The sequence below is a fragment of the Pseudomonas sp. CGJS7 genome (genome assembly GCF_036961695.1).
In genome coordinates this window covers 1-25,543 of record NZ_JBAMDI010000147.1, presented here as the reverse complement: position 1 = coordinate 25,543, position 25,543 = coordinate 1, and the positions used below count along the sequence as shown (strand labels likewise).

Here is a 25,543-nt window from a genome sequence, read left to right as displayed (position 1 = left end):
GGGGGGGCGGTGTACGGGCTTATTGTTGAGCGATGGCCGCACGATGGCATCCACCGTGGCGTCGATCTGCGCTTGAGTTCGCGCAAGGGTCTGCTGATGCCTGTAGGAGCGGGTTTACCCGCTAATGCGGTGTTGAAGCCACTGACGCATTCGCGGGTGAACCCGCTCCTACGGGGGGACGGTGTAAGGCCTTATTGCTCAGCGATGGTCCGCACGATGGCATCCACCGTGGCGTCGATCTGCGCTTGAGTTCGCGCAAGGGTCTGCTGATGCTCTTTCTGCAGTTCAACCTGTTTGGAGCACAGGTTAAGGGCAGCCAGCACCAGCAGTTTGTCACCGATCAAGGTCGGGTACTGACGCTTGGTCTCGTTAAGGGCTTTGTTGAGCATCCGTACCGCCTGGGCCAGGGTTTCTTCCTGGCCTTCGGGCGCCTTGATCGAATAGTCGATGCCGAGGATCGACACGACATTGATCGGCTGCTCCTGCAGTCTCATGCGCCAACAACGCCCGCGCTGGCGCGCTCGACCAGAGCCTGGATGCGTGCTGCGGTAGCGCCGTTCTTCTCTTCCTGCTCCATCAGCGACAGCTGCAGGGTTTCGTTCTCTTCCTTGGCCTGGGCCAGTTCCTGGCCAAGGGCGGTGTTCTGCTCGATGAGTTGAGCGTTTTTCTGCATCAGGTCGCTGACCAGTTGCTCGATTTGATTCAGGGAAGCTTCCAGCATGGGTCTATCTCAGGTTGTTGCGAGGGGCACACACGATAAAGAAAAGTGCGCCCTATCGCCATTAAATATCGGATTCATAAGGTGTCGAACCCGCAGATTGACAGGGTAATCGACCCCTTGTTCCGACCTGGATCAACCGCCGGTCAGGAAAAGGTTCGCGGTTGCACCATTTTCCCCGGTCGCATTCAAGACTGGCCAGTCACGACCGATAGCCCGGCAAGTCATGTTTTGTCGCTCTTATCCCACTTGCCTGGATCCTCCTCTCCATGTCCCTACGCAACATGAATATCGCCCCGCGCGCGCTTCTCGGCTTCGCGCTCATCGGCCTGCTGATGCTCGGCCTTGGTATCTTCTCCCTGGTGCAGATGGGCAACATCCGCCAGGCGGGCGTTGCCATCGAGCAAGTCAGCGTGCCCAGCATCAAGATCCTCGACGAACTCACCGCGCTGAACCTGCGCATGCGCACGCTTTCCTACCGCCTGCTGCTCAACCGCGAGCCGGCAACCCAACGCGATACCCTCGATCTGCTGGACCAGCGCAACAGCCAGATCGACCGTGCACGCCAGGCCTATCTGCCAATGATCGTCGCCGCCGACGAACAGGCAGCATTCGACCAGTACGGTCAGTTGCTCAACCAGTACCGCCAGTTGGAATCGCGCATGCGCACACTGAGCCAGGCCGACCGCCTGGATGAATTGCGTGACCTGCTCAACCGCGACCTGCTGGCCAACTCCGAGCAGATCAACAAGGTCATGGACACCTTGGTACGCATCAACACTGACCAGACTCGCGCCACCAACGAAAAAGCCGCCAACCAGTATGCCGGCGCTTTCGCTCTGGTGATCGGCCTGCTGGTTGCCGCCACCGTACTGACCTTCGCCTGTGCTTTCCTGCTGACCCGCAGTATCGTCAAGCCGATCGAAGAAGCACTCAAATGCGCCGAGCAAGTCGCCGACGGCGACCTGACCCACGTCATCCGCGCAGAGGGCACCGACGAAGCCGCCCGGCTGTTGCGCGCCATGGCGCGCATGCAGGACAAGCTGCGCGACACCTTGCAGCAGATCGCCGGCTCCGCCACCCAGCTGGCCTCGGCGGCAGAAGAGTTGAATGCCGTCACCGACGAAAGTGCCCGTGGCCTGCAGCAGCAGAACAATGAGATTGAACAGGCCGCCACTGCAGTCACCGAAATGACCAGTGCGGTGGAAGAAGTGGCGCGCAATGCCGTGAGCACTTCAGAAGCCTCCAGTGAAGCCAGCCGCTCCACCGGTGATGGTCGTGACCTGGTGATGGAAACCGTGGGTGCGATCGAGCGCATGAGCGGTGATGTGCAGGCCACCGCCAAGCTGATTACCCACCTGGCCGAACAGTCGCGCGACATTGGCAAGGTGCTCGACGTGATCCGTGGCCTGGCCGACCAGACCAACCTGCTGGCGCTCAACGCAGCCATCGAAGCCGCGCGGGCCGGTGAAGCGGGCCGTGGTTTTGCCGTGGTCGCCGATGAAGTGCGGGCATTGGCCCATCGTACCCAACAGTCGACCAGCGAAATCGAGCGCATGATCGGCAGCATCCAGGGCGGTACGGAAGAGGCGGTAGAATCGATGCGCACCAGCACCGAGCGTGCGGAGTCGACACTGAACATCGCCCGGGGCGCAGGCATGGCACTGGACACCATCGCCGGCGCGGTGGCGCAGATCAACGAGCGCAACCTGGTGATTGCCAGTGCGGCCGAAGAGCAGGCCCAGGTAGCGCGGGAAGTGGACCGCAACCTGGTGAACATCAATGACCTGTCGGTGCAGAGTGCTACCGGGGCGCATCAGACCAGCGCGGCGAGTGCCGAGCTGTCGCGCCTGGCGGTAGACCTCAATGGCCTGGTAGCCCGGTTCCGCACCTAGAAGCATTCGCGGGCACGCCCGCTCCCACAAGGTTCACCGCAGTCCTGAAGATAGCGATGACCCTGTGGGAGCGGGCGTGCCCGCGAAGAATCCAGACTGGCCACTGGATCAGTAATCGATCCGCACATCCCCTTTCGGCACGCTGCAGCACGACAGGATGTAGCCCTCGGCTTCGTCCTCTTCGGTAATCCCGCCGTTGTGCTCCATCTCCACCTCGCCGCCCAGCTTGAGCACCTTGCAGGTGCCGCAGATGCCCATGCCGCAGGCTTTCGGGATCATCAGGCCAACCTTGGCTGCCGCCGCATGCACGGTCTCGCCCGGGGCGATGCGGATGCTCTTCTCGCTGCCGATGAACTCCACCAGATTGAGGTCGGAAACGTCCAGCTCAGGTGCATCGGCCGCCTGCTCGGCGTGCTCCACGGCATCGGCCTTGGCTTCCGCCGGCGTCGCGCCGAACGACTCCTCGTGGTAATTCGCCATGTCGAAACCGACCGCTTCGAGCAGGCGCTTGACCGCTGTCATGTACGGCGTCGGGCCGCAGCAGAACACCACGCGCTCCATGTAGTCCGGCGCGATCAGTTCCATCAGCCGCTGGTTCAGGTAACCGCGGTAACCCGCCCACGGCTCGCCCAGGCCGTGCTTTTCGCAAATGATGTGCAGGCTGAAGTTGGGGATGCGCGAAGCCATCTGCTCCAGCTCGCGGTGATAGATGATGTCCTTGGGCGAACGGGCGCTGTGCACGAACACCATGTCGACATTGGCGTTGGTGTCGTAGAACCAGCGCGCCATCGACATCACCGGGGTAATGCCCACGCCACCCGACAGGTACAGCACCTTGCCCGACGGGAAGTCGATGGCGTTGAACAGGCCCACAGGGCCGTGCACCGGCAGCTCGAGGCCTTCGTGCATGGTGTCGTGCAGGAAGTTCGACACCAGGCCACCCGGCACGCGCTTGACGGTGATCGAGAAGCTGTAGGGCACTGACGGCGAACTGGAGATGGTGTAGGACCGCATCACGGGCTTGCCTTCGATCTCCAGCTCCAGGGTGACGAACTGCCCTGGCTTGAAGAAGAACATGATCGGCTGGTCGGCCATGAAGCAGAAGGTGCGCACGTCCCAGGTCTCCTGGATGACCTTGACGCAGCGCACGATGTGGCGGCCGTTGGCCCAGGTCTGGGTAGTGACCGGATTGAGGAAGGTATCGGACATGTTCATCTCCAGCGGCCGACTATGGCCCTTTTCATGGCTGCGATAATGCGCAAGCTGAAGACGACGCACATTCCTGCCTGCGACATCGACGTGCTTATCGCGACCAGCCCCGTGGCACAAGGGCTGGCGCGTCGTTATTCAAATCGGCCATGTCGCCCATGGATACGGTTCGCGGCGTCTTCGGACGCACACTCCACGGCAAAAGAACTAGCTGTTTTATCTGAAGCAGCCTTGCGGCACCACAACAACGATTAGCCACCTTTTGCCGGCCGCATACGGCCCCGAGGAATACACGATGGACGTCACCGCAACCCTGAGCCTGGGCGATCCACTTGAACCTGCACGCAAGGCTACCGCCGAGATGTTGCAGACCCGCGAGCGCACCTACTCGCTGCCCCAGCCTTTCTACACCGACGAGCGTCTGTTCCAGATCGACATGCAGGAGATCTTCCATAAAGAATGGTTGATCGCCGGCATGACCTGCGAGATCCCGGCCAAGGGCAACTACATCACCCTGCAGATCGGCAAGAACCCGATCATTGTGGTGCGCGGTGCCGAAGGCAAGGTGCATGCCTTCCACAACGTCTGCCGCCACCGCGGTTCGCGCCTGTGCGTCAGCGAGAAAGGCAAGGTGGCCAAACTGGTGTGCCCATATCACCAGTGGACTTACGAGCTGGACGGCCGCCTGCTGTTCGCCGGCACCGAGATGGGTGCTGACTTCGATATGAGCCAGTACGGCCTCAAGCCCGTGAACGTGAAGGTTGCCGGCGGCTACATCTTCATCAGCCTGGCGGAAAACCCGCCTGCCATCGACGAGTTCCTGGCCACGCTGGACCATTACATGGAACCGTACGACATGGAGAACACCAAGGTGGCGGTGCAAACCACCTTGATGGAAAAGGCCAACTGGAAACTGGTGCTGGAAAACAACCGCGAGTGCTACCACTGCAACGGTTCGCACCCGGAACTGCTGCAAACCCTGCTGGAGTGGGACGACACCAACGACCCGCGCGCCAGCCAGGAATTCAAGGACCATGTGGCCGCCTCCGCCGCTGCCTGGGAAGCCGAGAAGATCCCGTACCTGCACAAGAGCCACGGCCTGCGTAACCGCATCGTGCGTATGCCGCTGCTCAAGGGCACCGTGTCGATGACCATGGACGGCAAGCAGGCCTGCCAGAAGCTGATGGGTCGCATCAAGAACCCGGACCTTGGCTCGATGCGCATCCTGCACCTGCCGCACTCGTGGAACCACTGCATGGGCGACCACATGATCGTGTTCACCGTGTGGCCGATCAGCGCCCAGGAGACCATGGTCACCACCAAGTGGCTGGTGCACAAGGATGCCGTCGAAGGTGTGGACTACAACCCCGAGAACATGCGCAAGGTGTGGGACGCCACCAACGACCAGGACCGCCGTCTGGCCGAAGAGAACCAGCGCGGGATCAACTCCACGGCGTACCAGCCTGGCCCGTATTCGAAGACTTACGAGTTTGGTGTGGTGAACTTCATTGACTGGTACAGCGGGCGGCTACTGAACAACCTGGGAGCAGAGCCTGCGCCGTATCTGAAGGAAGTGCAGGCGCAGTAACCCGTACCACCCACTGGCACGGCAAATTGCCGTGCCAGTGGGTTTATGGTCGCCTTATGTCCCGATTCGGAGACGGAGGCGGCGCACTGGGTTCAGTACCCCAGCGACGCCACGCATCCGCAGCTGCTCGACCTGCCGAAGCGATCCTGGCCCCGAGTGCCGTGCCTCTGCCCCACACGTACGAAGCCCCTTCGACAACCATGCGCATACCGGTGACTTCATAGAATGTCTCCCAGGCTACCCTTGCCCCCGACACTCCGGGCTGCCCCACCCCCCGCCATACAGCCTGTGCCGCCTCGGCGTTGGAGAACAAGCCACCGCTGATGTTCCCAATTGCGTTGCCCAACCCCAGGCGACGGCCGTGACTGGTCAGTACATTACCAATCCACCCTTGTTCGACTCCGCTCATTGCGGTGCTTGCAACCCCCATTCCTCCTGTGTAGAAAAGGCTCGTATTACCGATCCGGGATCTTAGGCTCGGCGCCGTATATTCCGTACCGGAATGCTGGCTTTGCAAGCGGGCTACCACGTTTCTGGCCGTTCGTGCGATAGCCCCGCCCAACGTCACCGAACTTGAAAACATGCTTATGCCACTGATCACCGGGCTAATCACGTCGACCTGGGGGCGGGCGAACCGGGCGAACCGGGTGGCCGGGGCGGCGCCACTGGGGTCGACCCGGTTGATCGGGTCGCCACCGCAATAGGCATAGGCATTCAGCCCACCCTCCGAGAAAGGGCTGAGTGAGTCGGCAGAGTGAAAGCGCATCAATACAGGGTTGTAGGTTCGCCGGCCGTTGCCCAGGTGATAGCAACCCGTCAGGTGATCGACCATCTGCCCGGTGAAGGCAATATTCCTTGCACCAGCACAGGCCCCGTATGCTGAATAGGACTTTGGAATCCCGCCCATGTGGGCAGGGATAACGGGTTGCAGCATGCCATGCATGATGAACGCTCAGCCGATAGTGATCGCTCATCCTACTCGCCTGGAACAGGACTGCTAACTGATAGAAATGATAGGTTCTTGGTACTTATTCACAGGTTTTGACTCAGGTGATCCTGAATTTTCACCTGCACTCAGGGTTCAAGCGTGTGTGAGCCCCGATTGGCTGTTTTCTGATCAAAGCACTCGAAGACAGGAACGGCGTGGCCTACAGCCGGTATCAAACAGATTATCCACAGACCGGCTCACAGAGATTGTGGGAAAATCCTGGCAAAAAGCAGCATGCCCGCATCAGGCGATGCCAAGGGAAGCTGATCATTTTATGATCTAAACCGTGTAAGCGCCGTTATATAAGGCTCCCAGCCATGCACCAACAATTTATCCACACCTTGGCGAACAGATTCCGTGGGCAAAACGGAGCGTACCTGACATTCAGCCGTTTTGCTGGAATCCAGGCATGTGAGGGGGAAGTGAATAACTTATACACAGGGGACTGGGCTATGAATTGTGTCGCAGGGGCCGCAGCGGGCCCCAGGATCTCGAGTCTGGCTCAGGATTGTCAGGGCTGCTAAGCGGCCTATCGCGTAACACAGGCCGCTCCCACGGGACTCAGCGCAATACGCCCTCTTCCACCAGCAGCTTGAGGATCGCCTCAGCGCCTTCCTGCGGCGAAACGTCCTTCAGCACCTTGCCACCACCGCCACTGGCCTTGGCCGTCGCCGCCTTCATGCGGTCGGCGCCGCTCTTGGCCTTGATCACCTTCAAGCGCTTGGGCCTTGGACGGGCCGGTTGCAGCTCGGCTTCAGCCAACAGCTCATCTTCGACAATGGCCACGTTACGCGCCGCCAATACCCCCCGGCGCGCAGGCCCAAAAGCGCTCTGGCGCGGCTTGGGCGCCGCGTTATCCACAGTCGCCAGCAATGGCAGACGCACCTTCAAGCGACGCCGCTGACCACGCGGCAGAGCCTGCAACACCTGCGCGGTGCCGTTGTCGATCGACTCCACCTCAGCCAACCCGACAATCAGCGGCCAGCCGAGCTTTTCGGCCAGCAGGAACGGCAACATGCCCGACCCCTCGCCAGTCTCGGCCTGGCTGCCGGTCAGCACCAGTTGGGCCCCGGCGTCGCGCAGATAATCGCCCAGCACGCCCAGCACATCGGCCCCGGCCGGTTGCTCCAGCACGTCGAGGTGGTCCAGGCCCATGCCCAGGTAAGCGCGCAAGGCCTCTTCCTGTGGATCGCCCGCATGCACCACCTGCAAGTTATCCCCAGCCAGCTGCAAACCCAACTCCACGGCGCGGGCATCCTGCTCGGCGCGGCGGGCGCGGCCGGAGCTGGGGTGGGCACCAATGGAAACCAGGCTGATCACTTTCGTACTCATGCTCGTGCCCTTATGCCGCGTCGCGCTGGCCGCCGCTGCGGTAGTTGTCCACAGCCTCGATCAGCGCCTTGAGAATCGCCGAGCTGTCGCCAATCACCGACAGGTCAGCCCGTTTGATCATGTCGCAGCCCGGATCCATGTTGATCGCCACCACCTTGTCGCAGGCACCGATACCCTGCAGGTGCTGGATCGCGCCCGAGATACCCACAGCCACGTAGACACGCGCGGTAACCCAGGTGCCGGTAGCCCCCACCTGGCGGTTGCGCGGCATGAAGCCGTCGTCCACCGCCACCCGCGAGGCACCTTCGGTAGCGCCGAGGGCTGCGGTGGCCTTGTGGTACAGGTCCCAGTCCTTGACACCGTTGCCGCCCGAGACGATGAACTCCGCTTCGGCCATGGCAATGGTGGCCGGGTCGACGGCCACCGAGCCAAGGTCTTCGATGCGCGGCAGGCTGCGCACCACACTTGTGGACAACTCCACCGGCAACGCTTCGTGACGGGTTTCGCTGACCGGCTCGGCGCACTCGGCCGCCGCCAGGATCAGGCGCGGCACAGTGCGTTGCAGGTCTTGCTGGCCGGCGCCGGCGCGGCCGATGCACTGGCCGTCCTTGACCTGCCATACCCGCGTTGCCGGGCGCTCGCCCAGCGCGGCGCCCAGGCGCCGACCCAGTTCCCCGCCACCGGTGCGGCTGTCAGGCAGCAGCCAGTGGCGCGGCGCGAACTGGTTATCCACAGCCCGCAGGCCTTGCACCAGTTGCTCCGGTGCATAACCTTCAAAGGCCTCGCCTTCGATAACCAGCAGGCGATCGACACCGGCTGTGGAAAAGTTGCTTTCCTTGTGCTCGTTGAACACCACGGCCAGCACCGCCCCGTCGCTGCCAGCCAGGCTGTGGGCCAGGCCAAGCAGGTCGCGGTCGTGGCTGCTCAGGCGGCCGCCAACCATGTCCGGCACGACGGCAATGTAGAACGCCGGCGCCGCCACCTGGTGCAGTGGCAACTTGACCTCGGCTGCTGCCGTGCGCCGCCCGCCCGCGCCGGTGCCCTGCTGGGCGCCGCTGCGGTCGATGCGCTTGATGCCGGCCGGGCCGACAAAGCCTGCGGCAATCGCATGTGGGTTCTTGCGGATGATGCCGTTGGGCCCCATCCAGCTGGTCTGTTGCGTCTGCATCGCGGCATGCAGCGGGTGCAGACGGTTACGGGCGATCCACTCGGCGCGTGGATCGCGGCGGATAATGTCGCTCATCAGTGCACCTCCGCAGGTTCACGTTTAGCCGTTTGCGGCTTTGGGACAGTGGATGCGTCCTCCTCGATCAGCACGTCGGCCACCAGTTCGGCCAAGTCCTTGATCTGTGGGCGCGGCTCGACCACGCCTTCAAGCATGGCGGTGCACTGCGGGCAACCCACGGCTACCAGCTCGGCCTCGGTCTCACGGATGTCGTCCATGCGCATGTCGGGAATACGCTGCTTGCCAGGGATGTCAGTGATCGGCGCACCGCCACCACCACCGCAGCAACGGGAACGGAAGCCCGAGCGCTGCATCTCGCGCACCTCGATACCCAGCGCCTTGAGCACTTCGCGCGGGGCTTCGTACTCGCCGTTGTAGCGGCCCAGGTAGCACGGATCGTGGTAGGTGACGCTGCCGCCCTTGTGCTGGCCAAGGTTGAGCTTCTTGGCCGCGATCAGTTCGGCGATGTAGGTGCTGTGGTGCTGCACCTGGTAGTCACCGCCCAGGGCGCCGTATTCGTTCTTCAGCACATGGAAGCTGTGCGGATCGCAGGTGACGATACGCTGGAACTTGTACTTGGCCAGGGTCTGGATGTTGCGCTTGGCCAGTTGCTGGAAGGTTGCCTCATCGCCCAGGCGGCGCGCCACGTCGCCGCTGTCGCGCTCTTCCAGGCCGAGTACGGCGAAGTCCACACCCGAGGCTTTCAATACTTTGACAAACGAACGCAAAGTGCGCTGGTTACGCATGTCGAAGGCACCATCACCGACCCAGAACAACACTTCGGTCGCTTTCACTTCAGACAGCAGCCGCAGGTTAAGGTCGGCAGCCCAGTTCATGCGCCCGTCGGGGGCGAAGCCGCCAGGGTTGTCGGTGGCGATCAGGTTGTCCAGCACCTCGGCGCCCTTGTTCGGGGTGGCGCCCTTTTCCAGGGTGAGGTGGCGGCGCATGTCGACGATGGCATCGACGTGCTCGATCATCATCGGGCACTCCTCGACGCAGGCACGGCAGGTGGTGCAGGACCACAGCGTCTCGGCGTCGACCAGGCCATTGACGATCGGCTGGTGTGGATTGCCGCCGTGTTCGCCGATTGGTTTGCCAGGGTATGGGCTACCGGCGAATTGCGCGTCAGTGCCACCGGCAAGGCCGATGACCATGTCCTGGATGAGTTTTTTCGGGTTCAGCGGCTGGCCAGCGGCAAAGGCCGGGCACATGGCTTCACATTTACCGCACTGCACGCAGGCATCGAAGCCCAGCAGCTGGTTCCAGGTGAAGTCCACCGGCTTTTCCACGCCAAGGGGAGCGTTCGGGTCTTCCAGATCCAGCGGCTTGAGGCCGGTGGAGCGACCGCCGCCGAAGCGTTCGGCACGGCGGTGCCAGGCCAGGTGCAGGGCACCGGCGAAGGCGTGCTTCATCGGGCCGCCCCAGGTCATGCCAAAGAACAGCTCCGACACACCCCACAGCACGCCCAGGCCCAGAATGGCGACCATCACCCAGCCACCGGTGTTGGCCGGCAGGATACCGGCGACCGGCAGGGTGGCAATGAAGAAGCTCACGGCGAACGCCAGCAAACTCTTCGGCAGGCGCATCCACGGGCCCTTGGACAGGCGAGAGGGCGGGTTGAGGCGGCGTTTGAAGACAAAGATGGCACCGGTGAACATGATCACCGTGGCGATCAGCAGTGCGTAGCCGAGAATCTTGCTCTGCAGGCCAAAACCATGCACCAGAATGGCCAGCACAGCAGACAGCACAAAGCCGCCCGCAGTGGCCACGTGGGTCTTGGACATGTATTTGTCGCGCTCAACCACGTGGTGCAGGTCCACCAGGTAGCGGCGCGGCATGGCCAGCAGGCCGCCGATCAGGTTGACCTTGGACGGCCGGCCACGGCGCCACATGCGCACCCGGCGCAAGGCACCGAGCACTGCCAGGCCAAGGGCAGCGAACAGCAGGATGGGTAGAAGGGTGTTCAACATGGGAGACTCCCACAAACAGCTGGATTCTTGCGCCGACCAGAGGGCGAGACTGGCCCCATGTAAGAGCGGGTTCACCCGCGAATGCGTCCGGTCAGGCAACAGTGTTGTCAGTGCTGACGCATTCGCGGGTAAACCCGCTCCTACAGGGATCGCGCCCGATGGCGGCGACTGTTAACGATCAGAAGTCCTTGCACAGGCGCAAGGCGTCGTAGATCGCCGCATGCACGTTGCGCTGGGCCACGCAGTCGCCGATGCGGTACAGCAGGTAGCCTTCGCCCGGCTGGCTGAGGATCGGCTGTGGCTTGATGGCGAACAGCGCCTCCACGTCGATCTGGCCCTTGTTGCGCGAACCTTCCTTGAGCGCGTAGTACAGCTCCTCGTCAGGGCGCACGCCGTTTTCAACCACGACTTGATCGACCACGCGCTCTTCCTTGGCGCCGGTGTATTCGTTCTCCAGTACCGCCACCAGCTTGTCGCCTTCGCGGTAGACCTTTTCCAGCATCATGTCGCCGGTCATGATCACTTCTTTGGGGTACATGCTGCGGTAGTAGGTGGGGAAGGTGGTACCGCCCATGGCCACACCTGGCTTGATGTCGTCGGTGACGATCTCGACCTGGCTGCCCTTGTCGGCGATGAAGTCGGCGACCGACATACCGGTGAATTCGCAGATGGTGTCGTACACCAGCACATTCTTGCCCGGCGCTACCTTGCCATCGAGCACATCCCAGCTGCTGACCACCAGCCCTTCAGCGGCGCCCCAGTGCTCGTTCTGCTCCAGGAACGAGTGCCCACCTACGGCCAGCACGATGACGTCCGGGCGCAGATCCTGGATGGCGGCCACATCAGCGGCAGTGCCCAGGCGCAAGTCGACTTTCAGGCGAGCCAGCTCAAGCTGGTACCAGCGGGTGATACCGGCAATCTGGTCACGCTGCGGGGCCTTGGCGGCAATGGTGATCTGCCCGCCAATCTGGTCCCTCTTCTCGAACAGGGTCACGTCGTGGCCGCGTTCAGCAGCCACGCGGGCCGCTTCCATGCCGGCAGGGCCTGCGCCAACCACCACCACCTTGCGCTTGACGCCGGTGGTCTTCTCGATGATGTGCGGCACACCCATGTACTCACGGGAGGTCGCGGCGTTCTGGATGCACAGCACATCCAGGCCCTGGTACTGGCGGTCGATGCAGTAGTTGGCACCGACGCACTGCTTGATCTGGTCGATCTGGCCCATCTTGATCTTGGCGATCAGGTGCGGGTCGGCCATGTGCGCACGGGTCATGCCGACCATGTCCACGTAGCCGCCTTCAAGAATGCGCGTGGCCTGGTTCGGGTCTTTGATGTTCTGCGCGTGCAGCACCGGGACCTTGACCACTTCCTTGATACCGGCCGCTAGGTGCAGGAACGGCTCCGGCGGGTAGCTCATGTTGGGGATGACGTTGGCCAGGGTGTTGTGGGTATCGCAACCCGAGCCGACCACGCCGATGAAGTCGAGCATGCCGGTGGCGTCGTAGTAGGCGGCGATCTGCTTCATGTCCTCGTGGCTGAGGCCATCAGGGTGGAACTCGTCACCGCAGATACGCATGCCCACGCAGAAGTCGTCACCCACTTCGGCGCGTACGGCTTTCAATACTTCCAGGCCGAATTTCATGCGGCCTTCAAAGGTGCCGCCCCATTCGTCGGTACGCTTGTTGACCCGTGGGCTCCAGAACTGGTCGATCATGTGCTGGTGCACCGCCGACAATTCCACGCCGTCCAGGCCGCCCTCTTTGGCGCGACGCGCAGCCTGCGCGTAGTTGCCGATTACCCGCCAGATCTCTTCCACCTCGATGGTTTTGCAGGTGGCGCGGTGCACAGGTTCGCGAATGCCCGATGGCGACATCAGCGTCGGCCAGTTGAAGCCGTCCCAGCGCGAGCGACGGCCCATGTGGGTAATCTGGATCATGATCTTGGCGCCATGCTTGTGCATGGCGTCGGCAAGGTTCTGGAAGTGCGGGATGATGCGGTCGGTCGACAGGTTGACCGATGCCCACCATTCCTGCGGGCTGTCGATGGCCACCACCGACGAGCCGCCACAGATGGCCAGGCCGATGCCGCCCTTGGCCTTCTCTTCGTAGTACTTCACATAGCGGTCGGTCGTCATGCCGCCGTCAGTGGCGTAGACCTCGGCATGCGCGGTGCTGAGCACACGGTTGCGGATGGTCAGTTTGCCGATCTGGATCGGCTGGAACATTGCTTCGAATGCCATGACGCTATCTCCGGCTTACAACGGCTTTGTAACGAACAGGCCATCTTCGTGGCCTTCTTCCGACCCGCCATAGACCTGCTCGGCCACGGTGCGGATCTTGCTGCCGCGGGCAGCGAGAATCTGGTCCATCGCGCCAGCGAACCAGCCGGTGAACATGTAGTCGACCTTGCGGCCGCACTTGCCATAGACGTACACGAACGCAGAGTGCTTGAGCTTGACGCTGCAGGTACCTTTATCCAGGTCGATATCCTGGATCTCGAACAGGCCCCAGCCACGCTGGCTCAGGCGCTTCATGTAGTGCTCGAACACCGCCACGCCTTCCAGGCCATGGCACTCGGCCTCTTTTTCACACCAGTGCCAGGCAGACTTGTAGCCAGCCTTGTAGAGGATCTCGGCATAGGCGTCGGCGCCCAGCACTTCCTCGATGCCCATATGGTTATTGACGAAGAAATGCCGAGGCACATACAGCATCGGCAAGGCGTCGCTGGTCCAGACACCGGTCTCGCTGTCGACTTCGATTGGCAATTGCGGGGCGATTTTGGCCATGGAAACTCAACTCCATAAAATTTTTTGTGGGTGCCCCGGCGTTGCTGGCAGGGGCTATCAGGCTTGGAGAGCGGCTTACTCGCCCCAGACATCCTTGAGGACGTTTACCCAGTTCTCGCCCATGATCTTGCGCACCACGCGCTCGGAATGGCCGCGTTTGAGCAAGGTCTCGGTGAGGTTGGGGAATTCGCCGACGGTGCGAATGCCCAGCGGGTTGATGATCTTGCCGAAGTTGGTCAGGCGGCGGGCGTAGCCCTTGTCATGGGTCAGGTATTCGAAGAAGTCCTGGCCGTGACCCTGGGTGAAGTCGGTACCGATACCTATGGCGTCTTCACCGACGATATTCATGGTGTACTCGATGGCCTCGGCGTAGTCATCGATGGTCGAGTCAATGCCTTTGGCCAGGAACGGCGCGAACATGGTGACGCCGACGAAACCGCCGTGATCGGCGATGAACTTCAGCTCTTCGTCCGACTTGTTGCGCGGGTGCTCTTTCAGGCCCGAGGGCAGGCAGTGCGAGTAGCACACCGGCTTTTTCGATTCGAGGATGACTTCTTCGGAAGTCTTGGAGCCGACGTGGGACAAGTCGCACATGATGCCGACACGGTTCATCTCGGCAACGATCTCGCGACCGAAGCCGGACAGCCCGCCGTCACGCTCGTAGCAGCCGGTGCCAACCAGGTTCTGGGTGTTGTAGCACATCTGCACGATGCCCACGCCCAGCTGCTTGAACACATCCACATAAGCGATCTGGTCCTCGAACGCATGGGCGTTCTGGAAGCCGAAGAGGATGCCGGTCTTGCCCAGCTCCTTGGCCTTGCGGATGTCGGCGGTGGTGCGCACCGGCATCACCAGGTCGCTGTTGTCGCGGATCAGCTTCTGGCTGGACGCGATGTTGTCGACGGTAGCCTTGAACCCTTCCCAGACCGACACCGTGCAGTTGGCCGCAGTGAGGCCGCCTTTGCGCATGTCTTCGAACAGCTCGCGGTTCCATTTGGCGATGATCAGGCCATCGATGACGATGCTGTCGGCGTGTAGTTCGGCTGGGCTCATCAGGCTGTCCCCTTTTATAGAGTTGGGTCGCGCCAAACCTTCTGCCGGCGCTTTGAGGCCAGCATATGCCTGTGCCCCGAGGCGCCCCGGTGCAAAAACGACAGGGGGTTTGCCGAAAGCGTCAATGCGCGACAAGAGCGCGTCTGGCGCGTGTTCCGGGGATGAGAGACAGTCTCGATAACGACATTTGCGGCCGGTACATGAACATTTGGTCAGGGAGCTACCACCTGACCTCTGGCTGAGCGAGAATCCCTGCGATTCGACAGCCTGTTGAGGAGAAAACGGATGAAATCAATGGCATGGCTGGTGCTGCTGGCCATCGTGAGCGGGGCCCAGGCCGGTGAGGAAGAAAGCACACCTTGCGACAATGTGGAGACCGACCAGCAAACGTTCGCCTGTGCAGCATTCAACAAGCAGGTCGCCGAGCGTGAGCTGCAGTCGGCCTACGACGAACTGATCGAGCGCATGCGTGATCAGTTTGGCGACGAGGCTGGCCTGATGTCGCGAATAGAGGCAGCCGAGAAAGTCTGGATCCAACTGCGCGATGCAGACTGCAAGGTCGAAACCCATGCTGAACAACCCGGCAGCAACGCCTACCAGATCGCCTGGAACAGCTGCATTGCACAGCGCAGCGATGAGCGGGCGGAGTATTTGCGCAGCCTGGGCTCGCAAAACAGTGACGAGCCGGCACCCGAAGATTGATCAGCACGCGCGAGTGAAGGATCAACTCCAGAGGAACAACATGCCGCTGATGCCCCCTGCGTAATTGCTCGATAGTGCCCTCAGACCACGTGCTCACCATGTGTGTCTTGGAACTCACAACTATCAAGGAATTACAAAGTGGCTGACATCAAAGTTGAAATGGAAAAAATCCGCAAAGAGGGTCAAGAGCGCGTAGCCGCTACCGGCCAGACCATCTGCATCTTCGCTGACAATGTGCCTGCCAACATTGCAGAAGACATCCTGGCCGGCATGCGCTTGATGACCGAACTGGCCAACAAGAAGTTCGACAAGGAAACCCAGCAGCGCGAGTGGTACAACTTCTACAACGATGGCCTGATCAAGTTTGGCTGGACCATGACGGGCGCAGCACATGCCGAAGATGCCATTGATGAGGACAACCTGACCCTGGCAGAGCTGATCACCAAGTCCGTCACCATCAGCGTCTCCGCGGACCCTCGTCGCGCCGCCTGCGCCCGGCGTGTTCTGCAAATTGTCGTGCAGAAGCCGGAAGTCAAGGCGCACCTGGAAAAGCACAGCCATAGCGAAACCGGCAAATCGAGCAACTTCGTGGTCGCCCAGTGCGAAATGACGCCACAAGGCCTGCCTGCGATGCACATGACCAGCTTCCAGGCCAGCTACGACTCGAAAGTCGAGCGTGAAGGCGCCCTGACCCGCAAGGTGGACAAAACCTCTACCCGCGTCTATCGCGCTTCGCAACAAGGCACGTTCAGCGTTCGTCACTTCGACGCTGCACGTGATCTTGTGAATGAGAAGATCAAAGGCGACCTCGGCGCGTTTCTCGCTATCTGATTAGCGAGGCCGGGTACCAGAGCGCGCTGGTACCCGGTTCTGGTCATCTGCATCCATCAAGGAGCAATGCCACATGGACGATACGAGCCTGGACACCCGAATATTCGAGGAGCGGCTAAGCATCAAGCCTGCGCCCTGGCTGACACTCGATACATGGGAAGATTTGCAGCTATGCCTGCGTTATTCGCAAGCAGTAGCCAATGAAAAATACTCGATGGAAACCCAGCCTCAGCAATGGTTCACTGTCGCTATCGCCACCTTGCAATCATTGAAATTCACCCTGCTCGAACATACACATAAAACCATTGTGTATGAGCCGCACTTGCTTGCATTAAGCGATGTGTACAGTGGCTTTCTACCCCCACCGCGCGAAAAAGGGCCTTGGTTCAAGAGCCTCGACGAAAATGTTCAAGCCGCTCTGCAGTCGGCAGGTACGCGTACCTTCACCGTCATGAACGCCTCTTCACATCTCAGTATCGAAATGGACCATGAAGGGGACCAGGTCCCGGTTGCGATCCTGTTCTATGCCTACTGCATTACCGACCCGGTCGAGCCCACCAGAAAGCTGAACCTGATATTCGATCACCTGGGTGCACGCTTCAATGCAGCAGGTTTCGCCCAGCTTCGCGAGGATCTGCAAGCAAGGAATCGCGAAAAGCTAAGGGCCATTCTCGAGCGTGAACTGGATTGAAGCTCACTTTGTACCGCTGGGCCGTCGCTCCTCCCGCGGGCACCGTCCAAACCTCAGCTTGTAGCGCCGCGTGAAATAGGATGGCAGTTCAAACCCGCACGCAAGGCTGACTTCAGTCACCGACATGTCGGTCTGGGCCAACAGCTGGCGCGCCTTGTCCAGCCGTAACCCGAGATAGAAACCACTCGGTGTTGCATCCAGGTGCATGCGAAACAAACGCTCCAGTTGACGCCTTGTCACCTTGATCGCGGCAGCCAGTTCCAGCGTACTCAGCGGTGGCTCGATGTGTTTTTCCATTTCGCCAATGGCATGGACCAGCTTCTTGTTGCTGATGCCATAACGCGCACCGATCTGCATGCGCTGGTGGTCCTGGCGCTGACGGATACGACCCAGCACGAACTGCTCGGACACCTTGACCGCCAGTTCGCTGCCGTGAGACTGGGCAATCAGGTGCAGCATCAAATCGATCGAGGCCGTTCCGCCGGCACAGGTGATGCGGCTGCGGTCGATCTCGAACAGCTCCTGGGTGGCTTGAAGGCCTGGATAGCGTTCCTTGAATGCCTCCAGCGCCTCCCAATGCAATGTCGCCCGGTAGCCCTCGAGCAGCCCTGCCTCGGCCAGCACCATCGCGCCCGTATCGATGCCACCGAGCATGACAGCTTCGTGGTTGAGCCGGCGCAACGCATGCAGCAGTTTGGGTGCGACATTGGCCAGTGGTTCGAAGCCCGCGACCACCAGCAGGATGTTGGCCGGCTCGCCCTCCCCCAAGGCGGCATCGGCATTGATCGACATGCCATTGCTCGCCAGCACCGCCTCACCGTCCAGGCTAAGCACCTGCCACCGGTACAACTGCCCCCCAAAACGATTGGCCACCCGCAGTGGCTCCACCGCCGAAATGAACCCCATGGCAGAAAAGCCGGGCACCAACAGAAAGGCAATCGTCTCCATCATCCCCTCCTCCACAGAAACTGGTCGCCCCGGTGCTAATTCCTGTCGCTAGCGTGCGCTTGGGCAAGGTAGCGCCAGCGTAGCGTATTCACACGGTCCGCAGAGGCCGCCCTCAATAACAATATGCACTGCCGATGGAGAGCCACCATGCACAGCTTGATCCGCCGCAGCCTGTTGCCCCTTGCCCTGAGCAGCATCGTCGCCACCCCGCTTTTCGCCGCCGAGCCCGCCGCCTGCAAAAACGTGCGCCTTGGCGTGGTCAACTGGACCGACGTCATTGCCACCAGCGCCATGGCCCAGGTACTGCTCGACGGCCTGGGGTACCAGACCAAACAGACCAGTGCCTCGCAACAGATCATCTTCGCCGGCATCCGCGACAAACGCCTGGACATGTTCCTGGGTTACTGGAACCCGATCATGACCCAGACCATCACCCCGTTCGTCGATGCCAACCAGGTCAAAGTGCTGGACAAGCCAAGCCTGGAGGACGCGCGCGCCACCTTGGCCGTGCCGAAATACCTCTACGACAAGGGCCTGAAGACCTTCGCCGACATCCACAAGTTCGAGAAGGAGCTGGGCGGCAAGATCTATGGCATCGAACCGGGTTCCGGCGCCAACACCCAGATCAAGGCAATGATCACCAAGAACCAGTTCGACCTGGGCAAGTTCCAGCTGGTCGAGTCCAGCGAGGCCGGCATGCTCGCCGCCGTCGACCGCGCGGTGCGGCGCAAGGAGGCCGTGGTGTTCTTCGGCTGGGCGCCACACCCGATGAACGTGAACATCGACATGGCCTACCTGGGTGACAGCCAGGATGCACTCGGCCCTGACGAAGGCCGTGCGACGGTGTGGACGGTGACGGCGCCGGACTATGCCGAACGCTGCCCCAATGCCCACCGCCTGCTGGCCAACCTGAAGTTCAGCGCCGAGGACGAGAGCCGCATGATGCAGCCGCTGCTCGACCACAAGGATGCGCTGGAATCAGCCCGCCAGTGGCTCAAGGACCACCCAGAGGACAAGGCCCGCTGGCTCGAGGGTGTGACCACCTTCGATGGCAAGCCGGCTGCGGACAACCTCAAGCTTACCGCCAACTGACAGGGCCCGTTCGCGGGCAAGCCCGCTCCCACAGGTACAGCGCCACACTCGGGATCACATTGATCCTGTGGGAGCGGGCATGCCCGCGAAAAAGCCAACACCGACATCACAAGGAACTGCACCATGAACCACGACGTCATCATCACCTGCGCCCTCACCGGTGCCGGCGACACCGCCTCGAAAAGCCACCTGGTCCCGGTCACCCCCAAACAGATCGCCGAATCCGCCGTAGAGGCCGCCAAGGCCGGCGCCACCGTGGTCCACTGCCACGTCCGCGACCCGCAGACCGGCCGTTTCAGCCGTGATGTAAACCTCTACCGCGAAGTCATGGAGCGTATCCGCGAAGCCGACGTGGACATCATCGTCAACCTCACCGCCGGCATGGGCGGCGACCTGGAAATCGGCCCGGGTGAAACGCCGCTGGCGTTCGGTTCGGGCACCGACCTGATCGGCCCGCTGGAGCGCCTGGCCCATGTCGAAGCACTGTTGCCGGAAATCTGCACCCTCGATTGCGGCACCCTCAACTTCGGTGACGGCAACTCGATCTACGTGTCCACCCCGGCCCAACTGCGCGCCGGCGCCAAGCGCATTACCGAACTGGGGGTGAAGGCCGAGCTGGAAATCTTCGACACCGGCCACCTGTGGTTCGCCAAGCAAATGATGAAGGAAGGCCTGCTCGAAGACCCGTTGTTCCAGCTGTGCCTGGGCATCCCGTGGGGCGCACCGGCTGACACCACCACCATGAAGGCCATGGTCGACAACCTGCCTGCCAACGTCACCTGGGCCGGCTTCGGCATCGGCCGCATGCAGATGCCCATGGCCGCCCAGGCCGTGTTGCTCGGCGGGAATGTGCGGGTGGGCCTGGAAGACAACTTGTATCTGGACCGTGGCGTGCTGGCCAGCAATGGCCAACTGGTGGAACGCGCAAGCGAGATCATCACCCGCATGGGTGGCCGCGTGCTCAGCCCGGCAGAAGGCCGGGAAAAAATGAACCTCAAGCGCCGCTGATTCAACGATCGCAAATGCGCCGAAGACCCTGTGGGAGCGGGCGTGCCCGCGAAGCAGGCAACGCGATGGATGGCACCGGCCGTGCCGGTGTTCGCGGGCATGCCCGCTCCCACAGGGTTAGCCATGAACCCTGATGACTGTGTTTTTCCCTGAGGACTAGCTATGCCCTTTATCACTGAAATCAAAACCTTCGCCGCCCTGGGTAGCGGCGTGATCGGCAGCGGCTGGGTCGCCCGTGCCCTGGCCCATGGCCTGGATGTGGTGGCCTGGGATCCGGCGCCCGGCGCCGAACAGGCACTGCGCAAACGTGTCGCCAACGCCTGGCCGGCACTGGAAAAACAAGGCCTGGCCCCTGGTGCATCGCAAGACCGCCTGAAGTTCGTGGCAACCATCGAGGAATGCGTGCGCAACGCCGATTTCATCCAGGAAAGCGCACCAGAGCGCCTGGACCTCAAGCTCGACCTGCACGCAAAAATCAGCGCCGCAGCCAAGCCTGATGCAATCATCGGCTCAAGCACTTCGGGCCTGTTGCCCAGCGAGTTCTACGAGTCGTCGACTCACCCTGAACGCTGCGTTGTCGGCCACCCGTTCAACCCGGTGTACCTGCTGCCGCTGGTGGAGATCGTCGGCGGTAGCCGCACCTCACCCGAGGCCATTGAAGCTGCCAAAACCATCTACACCGCACTCGGCATGCGCCCGCTGCATGTGCGCAAGGAAGTGCCAGGCTTCATCGCCGACCGCCTGCTCGAAGCGCTCTGGCGCGAGGCATTGCACCTGGTCAACGACGGCGTTGCCACCACGGGCGAAATCGACGACGCGATTCGCTTCGGCGCAGGATTGCGCTGGTCGTTCATGGGCACGTTTCTGACCTATACCCTGGCCGGTGGCGATGCCGGCATGCGCCACTTCATGTCGCAGTTCGGCCCTGCCCTGAAGCTGCCCTGGACGTACCTGCCAGCACCGGAACTGACCGACAAGCTGATCGACGATGTAGTGAGCGGCACTTCCGAGCAACAGGGCGAGCGCAGCATCGCTGCACTGGAGCGCTACCGTGACGACACCCTGCTGGCGGTGCTCGAAGCGGTGAAAACCAGCAAGGCCAGCCACGGCCTGTCATTCAGCGATTAAGGAGGCCAAGATGCCCGCTCTGATCACCTACCGCACCACGGTCCAGGAAGACTGGGTCGATTACAACGGGCACCTTCGCGATGCCTTCTACCTGCTGATCTTCAGCTACGCCACCGATGCCCTGATGGAGCGCATCGGCCTGGACGCCGATAGCCGCGGGCAAAGCGGTAATTCGCTGTTCACGCTGGAGGCGCATATCAATTATCTGCACGAGGTGAAGCTGGGCACCGAGGTGTGGGTGCAGACGCAGATCATCGGCTTTGATCGCAAGCGTCTTCACGTGTATCACAGCCTGCACCGGGCAGGGTTCGACGAGGTGCTGGCGGCAAGCGAGCAGATGTTACTGCACGTGGACCTTGCGGGTCCGAAGTCAGCGCCTTTTGGGCACACGACTGTTTGCCGATTGAATCAATTGGTAGAGCAACAGGAGGGCGCGCAGGCGCCGCAATATATGGGGCGTACGATAAAATTTTCTGCTTGAAGAACCAGAGAACCGGCGCCAAGGTCTCCATAGATACGAAGCACCTTGGCGCCTTCACTCGCAACAATCAGACAGCGTAGAAGTGGATAATCATAACGATCACTCGTATGACACCCTATAGACTGGCCCTATCAGTCTTCTTGTAAACTTGAACCCTTCTGGTTTACCACCGCCAGTATGTACACTCGTTATGACGAAATCCCCAGAAAAGTTACTTCCCGTATAGCAGCTATTTACCGTGTAAAAAATATTGGCGAAGCATAATTTTCTCGGGGTCGAACCACTGTAGAAGTCCTTTACCTCTACCCTTACGGGATTGACATCATTATCCTTGCATTCCGTAAACCATGAGAGCAGGGCTTGTTCACCCGGCTTCAAATCAATGAAGCAACCCCGGTTCGCCCCGTACAACCACAAACGAACGCGATGAGCAGGGTCCGGATAAAAATTGGCAACAGTGTCTCGATTTTCATTGAAAGTCCGCGCCACATCATTTTTATCTACCGTACCCATAGGAACCCCTTGATACTGCAACCGTGGGTTGGAAAAATACGGTATGGCGCCATGCGACGTCCGCATCTGCGTATGGAAATTTGGTGCTGTATGCTTGTAGCCATGAGCGTAAGGGAATACGCCCTGATCGGGAGACTCGTCACTATGCATAGCCCCCATGTTATGCCCTAATTCGTGGCCTAACGAACCAAAACAACTAATGGAAGAGAAAGCCTTCTCCCTGTACGCTGGCATGTTCGCTATACCGCAGTAAATACTATACGTGGCAAGCATCGAAACCAGATCGGCGCGCCCCTTTTCACGTTCGATATGAATTTTCGCCCCGAATGGTTTATCAGCTTTCATATCGCTGAGCTGTGTCTGTGGAGACTTGCCTGTCTCGTCGTAGTCAGAATCGTAAATATCAGACAGCTCGTACACGGCATCGACTTTACTATTGATCAAGTATTGGTTGGCGTTCTGTAACGCCTGAGCCAATTCGAGCTTGTAATTCGGAAACGTGGCCCTCGACTGCTGCGTTGTAACGAATAGCACCCTAATAGTGCTTTTTGGCGACTGAGACGTACTGAGTGACTTGGTTTTTGCCTGCGCTTGCACAGGAACAGCTATCGGCGCTGCTTCTGGTGGTAATTTTGATTCATCAACCTTGACCAAAACTTGCTGGCCTTTGCCAACCGTCGTTAATCGGTAGAGCTGCCCCTCCACCCGGATATCCCCAACGACCAGGTTGCCGTCGCTCACCAACGAAACCCAGTTGAGTGGATCCATATCGATTTCCGCAGGTGAGGGGTAGAGTTGTCTGCGATTGGAAGGCATATCGCCAACCCACCCTACCATTCCCGAAGCAACATTATCGCTTCTTGACAACTTGAAACTCACCGTTCGGCCGTCAGTCAGCGGCATTGATAGCATCGCCGTATCTTTCGATACAAGCCCCGGCTTGACCTGCACTTCTTTAACTTCAGCGTCTTCTGCCACATTCAACAAAAGCTTCAAATACTGGTCAGTACCCGACTGCCTCTCAAGGGCGGCGCGGTTCTGGTCTGGCTTGATCTGAAACAGCGTATCCGCCGAACTGTCGAGATGGTTTGTAGGGTCCGAAGCTGTGCATCCTCCAAAAAGAAACACAGCACCTAGCAAGCAGAATTTCAATTGTTCCCGGTTCATGTTCATGCTCCAGATATCGGAGCCTTACTGGACCATGGGCATCGATCCCCAACAACTGACATAAATAACAGTTGCAAAAAAATAACCCCGGGAAGCCGTGAGCTACCGGGGCCAAGAGCGAGCAACATCCACTGCGTGTGAGCGAGGGTGACCAAACCCTCTGTACCGTGAATGGCCTCAGTGTGCGTGCTTGCCTGGCAGGGGATTTAGTCGTAAACGACCTGTTCTTAGCCAAAGCAGCCATGGCGACATTCTGTCCTTGCGAGGCTGTCGCACACGTCACAGAATCGGTCGTAAATCACAGCAGCACTCTCTTAGCGATAAAAGGGACAACAGCCATGATGCATGCGGATTTGATTGATCAGGACGACCTCGCCGGCCACCTGCGCGCGCGCGGTTTCGATATTCCTGCCGGGGCCAGTGCCGAACAGGCGTGTGAAGCGGTGGTTCGTGGGCTGACTGAGCCCAATGCGCGGGCGCTGAAGGGGATGGTGGAGCAGATGTACACCGGTAGTGCGACGATCCTGCCGGCAGTGCGCCAGGCCATCGACAAGCAACTGTTGCCAGCGTTGGCGCAGTTCAACAAACGCGCGTAATTCATTTACCTAGGCCCGGCCTCTTCGCGGAACAAGCCCGCCCCCACAGATCACCGCTGGCTTAGTTCAGCGGGTGACCTGTGGGAGCGGGCGTGCCCGCGAAGAGGCCGGCGCGGTATCAGAGCCTTACACTGGCAAATGTCGACTCGTTGCGCGCCTGGCTCAGGGCCGCCATCGGCCCGCTGTGCGGCGACAGGGTCATGGCCTGCGGAATCGGCATCATGGCTACCTGCTGTGCGGTGTTGGAGCCCACACGCTCGTCACGCGGCGGAATACCGAAGTACTCGCGATAGCACTTGGAGAAGTGCGGGGTCGACACGAAGCCGCATACCGATGCCACTTCGATGATCGACATCGGCGTCTGCTTCAGCAGCTGCCGCGCGCGGATCAGGCGCAACTTCAGGTAGTAGCGCGAAGGTGAGCAGTGCAGGTACTTCTGGAACAGGCGCTCCAGCTGGCGTCGCGAAACCGACACATAGACCGCCAGTTCGTCCAGGTCGATCGGTTCCTCAAGATTGGCCTCCATCAGCGCGACGATTTCCTGCAACTTCGGCTGGTTGGTGCCAAGCATGTGCTTGAGCGGCACACGCTGGTGGTCCTGCTCGTTGCGAATACGCTCGTAGACGAACATCTCGGAGATCGCCGCCGACAGCTCGCGGCCGTGATCACGGCTGATCAGGTGCAGCATCATGTCCAGCGGCGCGGTGCCACCGGAGCTGGTGAAGCGGTTGCGGTCAAGGGTGAACAGGCGGGTGCTCATGTTCACCCGCGGGAAGGCTTCCTGCATTGCGGCCAGGCATTCCCAGTGCACGCTGCAATCGAAGCCGTCGAGCAGGCCGGCGCAGGCCAGTGCCCAACTGCCGGTGCACACGGCGCCCAGCCTGCGCGACTGACGGGCCTGGGCTTGCAGCCAGGTGACGTGTTCACGGGTGACGGAGCGCTGGATGCCAACACCACCACAGACAATCACGGTGTCGATGGGCGGAGCATTGCTGATTGCGGCATCCGGTGTGATTTGCAGGCCATCGCTGGCCCACACCTGGCCGCCATCGATCGTCAGCGTGTGCCAGCGATACAGCTCACGGCCAGACAGCTGATTGGCCATGCGCAGCGGCTCGACCGCCGATGCCAGGGAAATCAGGGTGAAATTGTCCAATAGAAGAAACCCGATGGACTGGGGTGTTGTGCGGTTCTGGGTTGGATTCCCGGAGGTGTACGACGTCATCGCGATTTCTCCTCACACAAATGCAGGGTGTGCCTCAGGCGGGCACTTACTTCTTGTTATGACCCCTCGGTCATTTTCCGGGGGTAGGCTTGCCAATCTCAACGCAAACGTCGTGCCTAAAATTGAACGGCTATCCAAAAAAACCTGAAAACGACGCCTTTACTGGGCATTTCAAGTGCTTGCATCGTGTTGGCCAGTCGTCCAGAACAGGCGAGCTAGCGCGTTGCCTGTAACGGTTGAGCAGTTTAGTGACACGCGCCGCGTGGGTTTCCCAGAAGCGACACCCTTAAGTGTCACCGACAAGGCCTACACTGATCGCGACATCCGACGATCGGTAGGCGGGGCGCCCATCACCGCACCATAAAGAGGCATAGGCGGTTGTGTTGCACCTGCATCAG

23 protein-coding genes and 1 pseudogene are annotated in these 25,543 nt (G+C 60.7%); 11 read left to right on the top strand and 13 right to left on the bottom strand.

The features are described from left to right. Positions 1–191: 191 nt before the first annotated feature. Both V7787_RS45660 and V7787_RS45655 read right to left on the bottom strand, forming a co-directional pair. Entirely contained in the window at positions 192–494 is a 303-nt protein-coding gene (locus tag V7787_RS45660) for a cell division protein ZapA (RefSeq protein ID WP_003255684.1), read from the bottom strand. Beyond that, positions 491–721, bottom strand: a complete 231-nt coding sequence (locus V7787_RS45655; RefSeq protein WP_003255686.1) for a hypothetical protein — start codon at positions 719–721, stop codon at positions 491–493. The genes V7787_RS45660 and V7787_RS45655 overlap by 4 nt, the downstream gene beginning before the upstream one ends. Before the next feature lie 266 nt (positions 722–987). Between V7787_RS45655 and V7787_RS53255 the strand changes: the two are divergent. Together V7787_RS53255 and V7787_RS53250 are read left to right on the top strand one after the other, a co-directional pair. Further along, positions 988–1,758, top strand: a pseudogene (locus tag V7787_RS53255) (MCP four helix bundle domain-containing protein); the annotation flags it as partial. Next, positions 1,741–2,613 carry a methyl-accepting chemotaxis protein gene (locus V7787_RS53250; protein ID WP_404943662.1) on the top strand — a complete coding sequence of 291 codons (873 nt, stop codon included), beginning with the start codon at positions 1,741–1,743 and terminating at the stop codon, positions 2,611–2,613. The pseudogene V7787_RS53255 and the gene V7787_RS53250, both read left to right, overlap by 18 nt. 108 nt (positions 2,614–2,721) lie before the next feature. On the opposite strand, the gene gbcB is transcribed toward V7787_RS53250, so the two are convergent. Beyond that, positions 2,722–3,822, bottom strand: a complete 1,101-nt coding sequence (gene gbcB, locus V7787_RS45645) for a glycine-betaine demethylase subunit GbcB (protein WP_014589387.1) — start codon at positions 3,820–3,822, stop codon at positions 2,722–2,724. Between the two features lie 295 nt (positions 3,823–4,117). Between gbcB and gbcA the strand changes: the two genes are divergently transcribed. After that, positions 4,118–5,410, top strand: coding sequence for a glycine-betaine demethylase subunit GbcA (gene gbcA, locus V7787_RS45640; RefSeq protein ID WP_064490902.1), 1,293 nt, complete (start codon positions 4,118–4,120; stop codon positions 5,408–5,410). A 43-nt stretch (positions 5,411–5,453) separates the two neighbouring features. Here the strand turns inward: gbcA and V7787_RS45635 are convergent, their stop codons facing one another. The 7 genes from V7787_RS45635 to V7787_RS45605 form a co-directional block, all read right to left on the bottom strand. Beyond that, positions 5,454–6,317, bottom strand: a complete 864-nt coding sequence (locus tag V7787_RS45635; protein WP_269200235.1) for an RHS repeat-associated core domain-containing protein — start codon at positions 6,315–6,317, stop codon at positions 5,454–5,456. A gap of 642 nt (positions 6,318–6,959) precedes the next feature. After that, positions 6,960–7,730 (bottom strand): electron transfer flavoprotein subunit beta, encoded by a 771-nt coding sequence (gene etfB / locus V7787_RS45630; protein WP_003255694.1) that lies wholly within the window; start codon positions 7,728–7,730, stop codon positions 6,960–6,962. Positions 7,731–7,740: 10 nt separating this feature from the next. Continuing rightward, positions 7,741–8,973 carry an electron transfer flavoprotein subunit alpha gene (etfA, locus tag V7787_RS45625; protein ID WP_064490900.1) on the bottom strand — a complete coding sequence of 411 codons (1,233 nt, stop codon included), beginning with the start codon at positions 8,971–8,973 and terminating at the stop codon, positions 7,741–7,743. Next, the gene (gene dgcB, locus V7787_RS45620) at positions 8,973–10,925 is read right to left on the bottom strand and encodes a dimethylglycine demethylation protein DgcB (protein WP_336094334.1); all 1,953 of its coding nucleotides are present in this window, start codon (positions 10,923–10,925) and stop codon (positions 8,973–8,975) included. Before dgcB ends, etfA begins: the two co-directional genes overlap by 1 nt. Positions 10,926–11,103: 178 nt before the next feature. Then, positions 11,104–13,164 (bottom strand): dimethylglycine demethylation protein DgcA, encoded by a 2,061-nt coding sequence (gene dgcA, locus V7787_RS45615; protein WP_003255697.1) that lies wholly within the window; start codon positions 13,162–13,164, stop codon positions 11,104–11,106. A 15-nt stretch (positions 13,165–13,179) separates the two neighbouring features. Next, positions 13,180–13,710 (bottom strand): DUF5943 domain-containing protein, encoded by a 531-nt coding sequence (locus V7787_RS45610; protein ID WP_003255698.1) that lies wholly within the window; start codon positions 13,708–13,710, stop codon positions 13,180–13,182. 75 nt (positions 13,711–13,785) lie between these two features. Next, positions 13,786–14,763, bottom strand: a complete 978-nt coding sequence (locus V7787_RS45605; protein ID WP_003255700.1) for a dipeptidase — start codon at positions 14,761–14,763, stop codon at positions 13,786–13,788. Between the two features lie 285 nt (positions 14,764–15,048). Here V7787_RS45605 and V7787_RS45600 point away from each other — a divergent pair, with 285 nt between their 5' ends. The 3 genes from V7787_RS45600 (at position 15,049) to V7787_RS45590 (ending at position 16,987) form a co-directional block, all read left to right on the top strand. Beyond that, positions 15,049–15,465, top strand: coding sequence for a lysozyme inhibitor LprI family protein (locus V7787_RS45600; RefSeq protein ID WP_064490898.1), 417 nt, complete (start codon positions 15,049–15,051; stop codon positions 15,463–15,465). 138 nt (positions 15,466–15,603) lie between these two features. Further along, positions 15,604–16,296, top strand: a complete 693-nt coding sequence (locus V7787_RS45595) for a hypothetical protein (RefSeq protein WP_020193117.1) — start codon at positions 15,604–15,606, stop codon at positions 16,294–16,296. A 73-nt stretch (positions 16,297–16,369) separates the two neighbouring features. Further along, positions 16,370–16,987, top strand: coding sequence for a hypothetical protein (locus V7787_RS45590; RefSeq protein ID WP_064490897.1), 618 nt, complete (start codon positions 16,370–16,372; stop codon positions 16,985–16,987). A 3-nt stretch (positions 16,988–16,990) separates the two neighbouring features. Here the strand turns inward: V7787_RS45590 and V7787_RS45585 are convergent, their stop codons facing one another. Then, a complete protein-coding gene (locus V7787_RS45585; RefSeq protein ID WP_011953245.1) occupies positions 16,991–17,938 on the bottom strand; it encodes a GlxA family transcriptional regulator in 948 nt (315 codons plus the stop codon). A gap of 144 nt (positions 17,939–18,082) precedes the next feature. On the opposite strand from V7787_RS45585, the gene choX reads away from it, so the two are divergent. From choX to V7787_RS45565, 4 genes are all read left to right on the top strand, one after another. After that, positions 18,083–19,027 carry a choline ABC transporter substrate-binding protein gene (gene choX, locus V7787_RS45580; RefSeq protein ID WP_014589378.1) on the top strand — a complete coding sequence of 315 codons (945 nt, stop codon included), beginning with the start codon at positions 18,083–18,085 and terminating at the stop codon, positions 19,025–19,027. A 123-nt stretch (positions 19,028–19,150) separates the two neighbouring features. After that, positions 19,151–20,035 (top strand): 3-keto-5-aminohexanoate cleavage protein, encoded by an 885-nt coding sequence (locus V7787_RS45575; RefSeq protein ID WP_064490896.1) that lies wholly within the window; start codon positions 19,151–19,153, stop codon positions 20,033–20,035. Between the two features lie 162 nt (positions 20,036–20,197). Next, a complete protein-coding gene (locus V7787_RS45570; protein WP_020193114.1) occupies positions 20,198–21,163 on the top strand; it encodes an L-carnitine dehydrogenase in 966 nt (321 codons plus the stop codon). 10 nt (positions 21,164–21,173) lie between these two features. Further along, positions 21,174–21,644, top strand: a complete 471-nt coding sequence (locus tag V7787_RS45565) for a thioesterase family protein (RefSeq protein ID WP_064490895.1) — start codon at positions 21,174–21,176, stop codon at positions 21,642–21,644. 99 nt (positions 21,645–21,743) lie between these two features. On the opposite strand, the gene V7787_RS45560 is transcribed toward V7787_RS45565, so the two are convergent. Next, positions 21,744–23,324: a zinc-dependent metalloprotease family protein gene (locus tag V7787_RS45560; RefSeq protein WP_064490894.1), complete on the bottom strand. Its 1,581-nt coding sequence runs from the start codon at positions 23,322–23,324 to the stop codon at positions 21,744–21,746. A gap of 338 nt (positions 23,325–23,662) precedes the next feature. Here V7787_RS45560 and V7787_RS45555 point away from each other — a divergent pair, with 338 nt between their 5' ends. Continuing rightward, positions 23,663–23,920 carry a hypothetical protein gene (locus tag V7787_RS45555; protein WP_003255717.1) on the top strand — a complete coding sequence of 86 codons (258 nt, stop codon included), beginning with the start codon at positions 23,663–23,665 and terminating at the stop codon, positions 23,918–23,920. Between the two features lie 118 nt (positions 23,921–24,038). Here V7787_RS45555 and V7787_RS45550 read toward each other — a convergent pair whose 3' ends face one another. Next, on the bottom strand, positions 24,039–25,145 hold the full coding sequence (locus V7787_RS45550; RefSeq protein ID WP_010951663.1) for a GlxA family transcriptional regulator: 1,107 nt from the start codon (positions 25,143–25,145) through the stop codon (positions 24,039–24,041). Between the last annotated feature and the right edge of the window lie 398 nt (positions 25,146–25,543).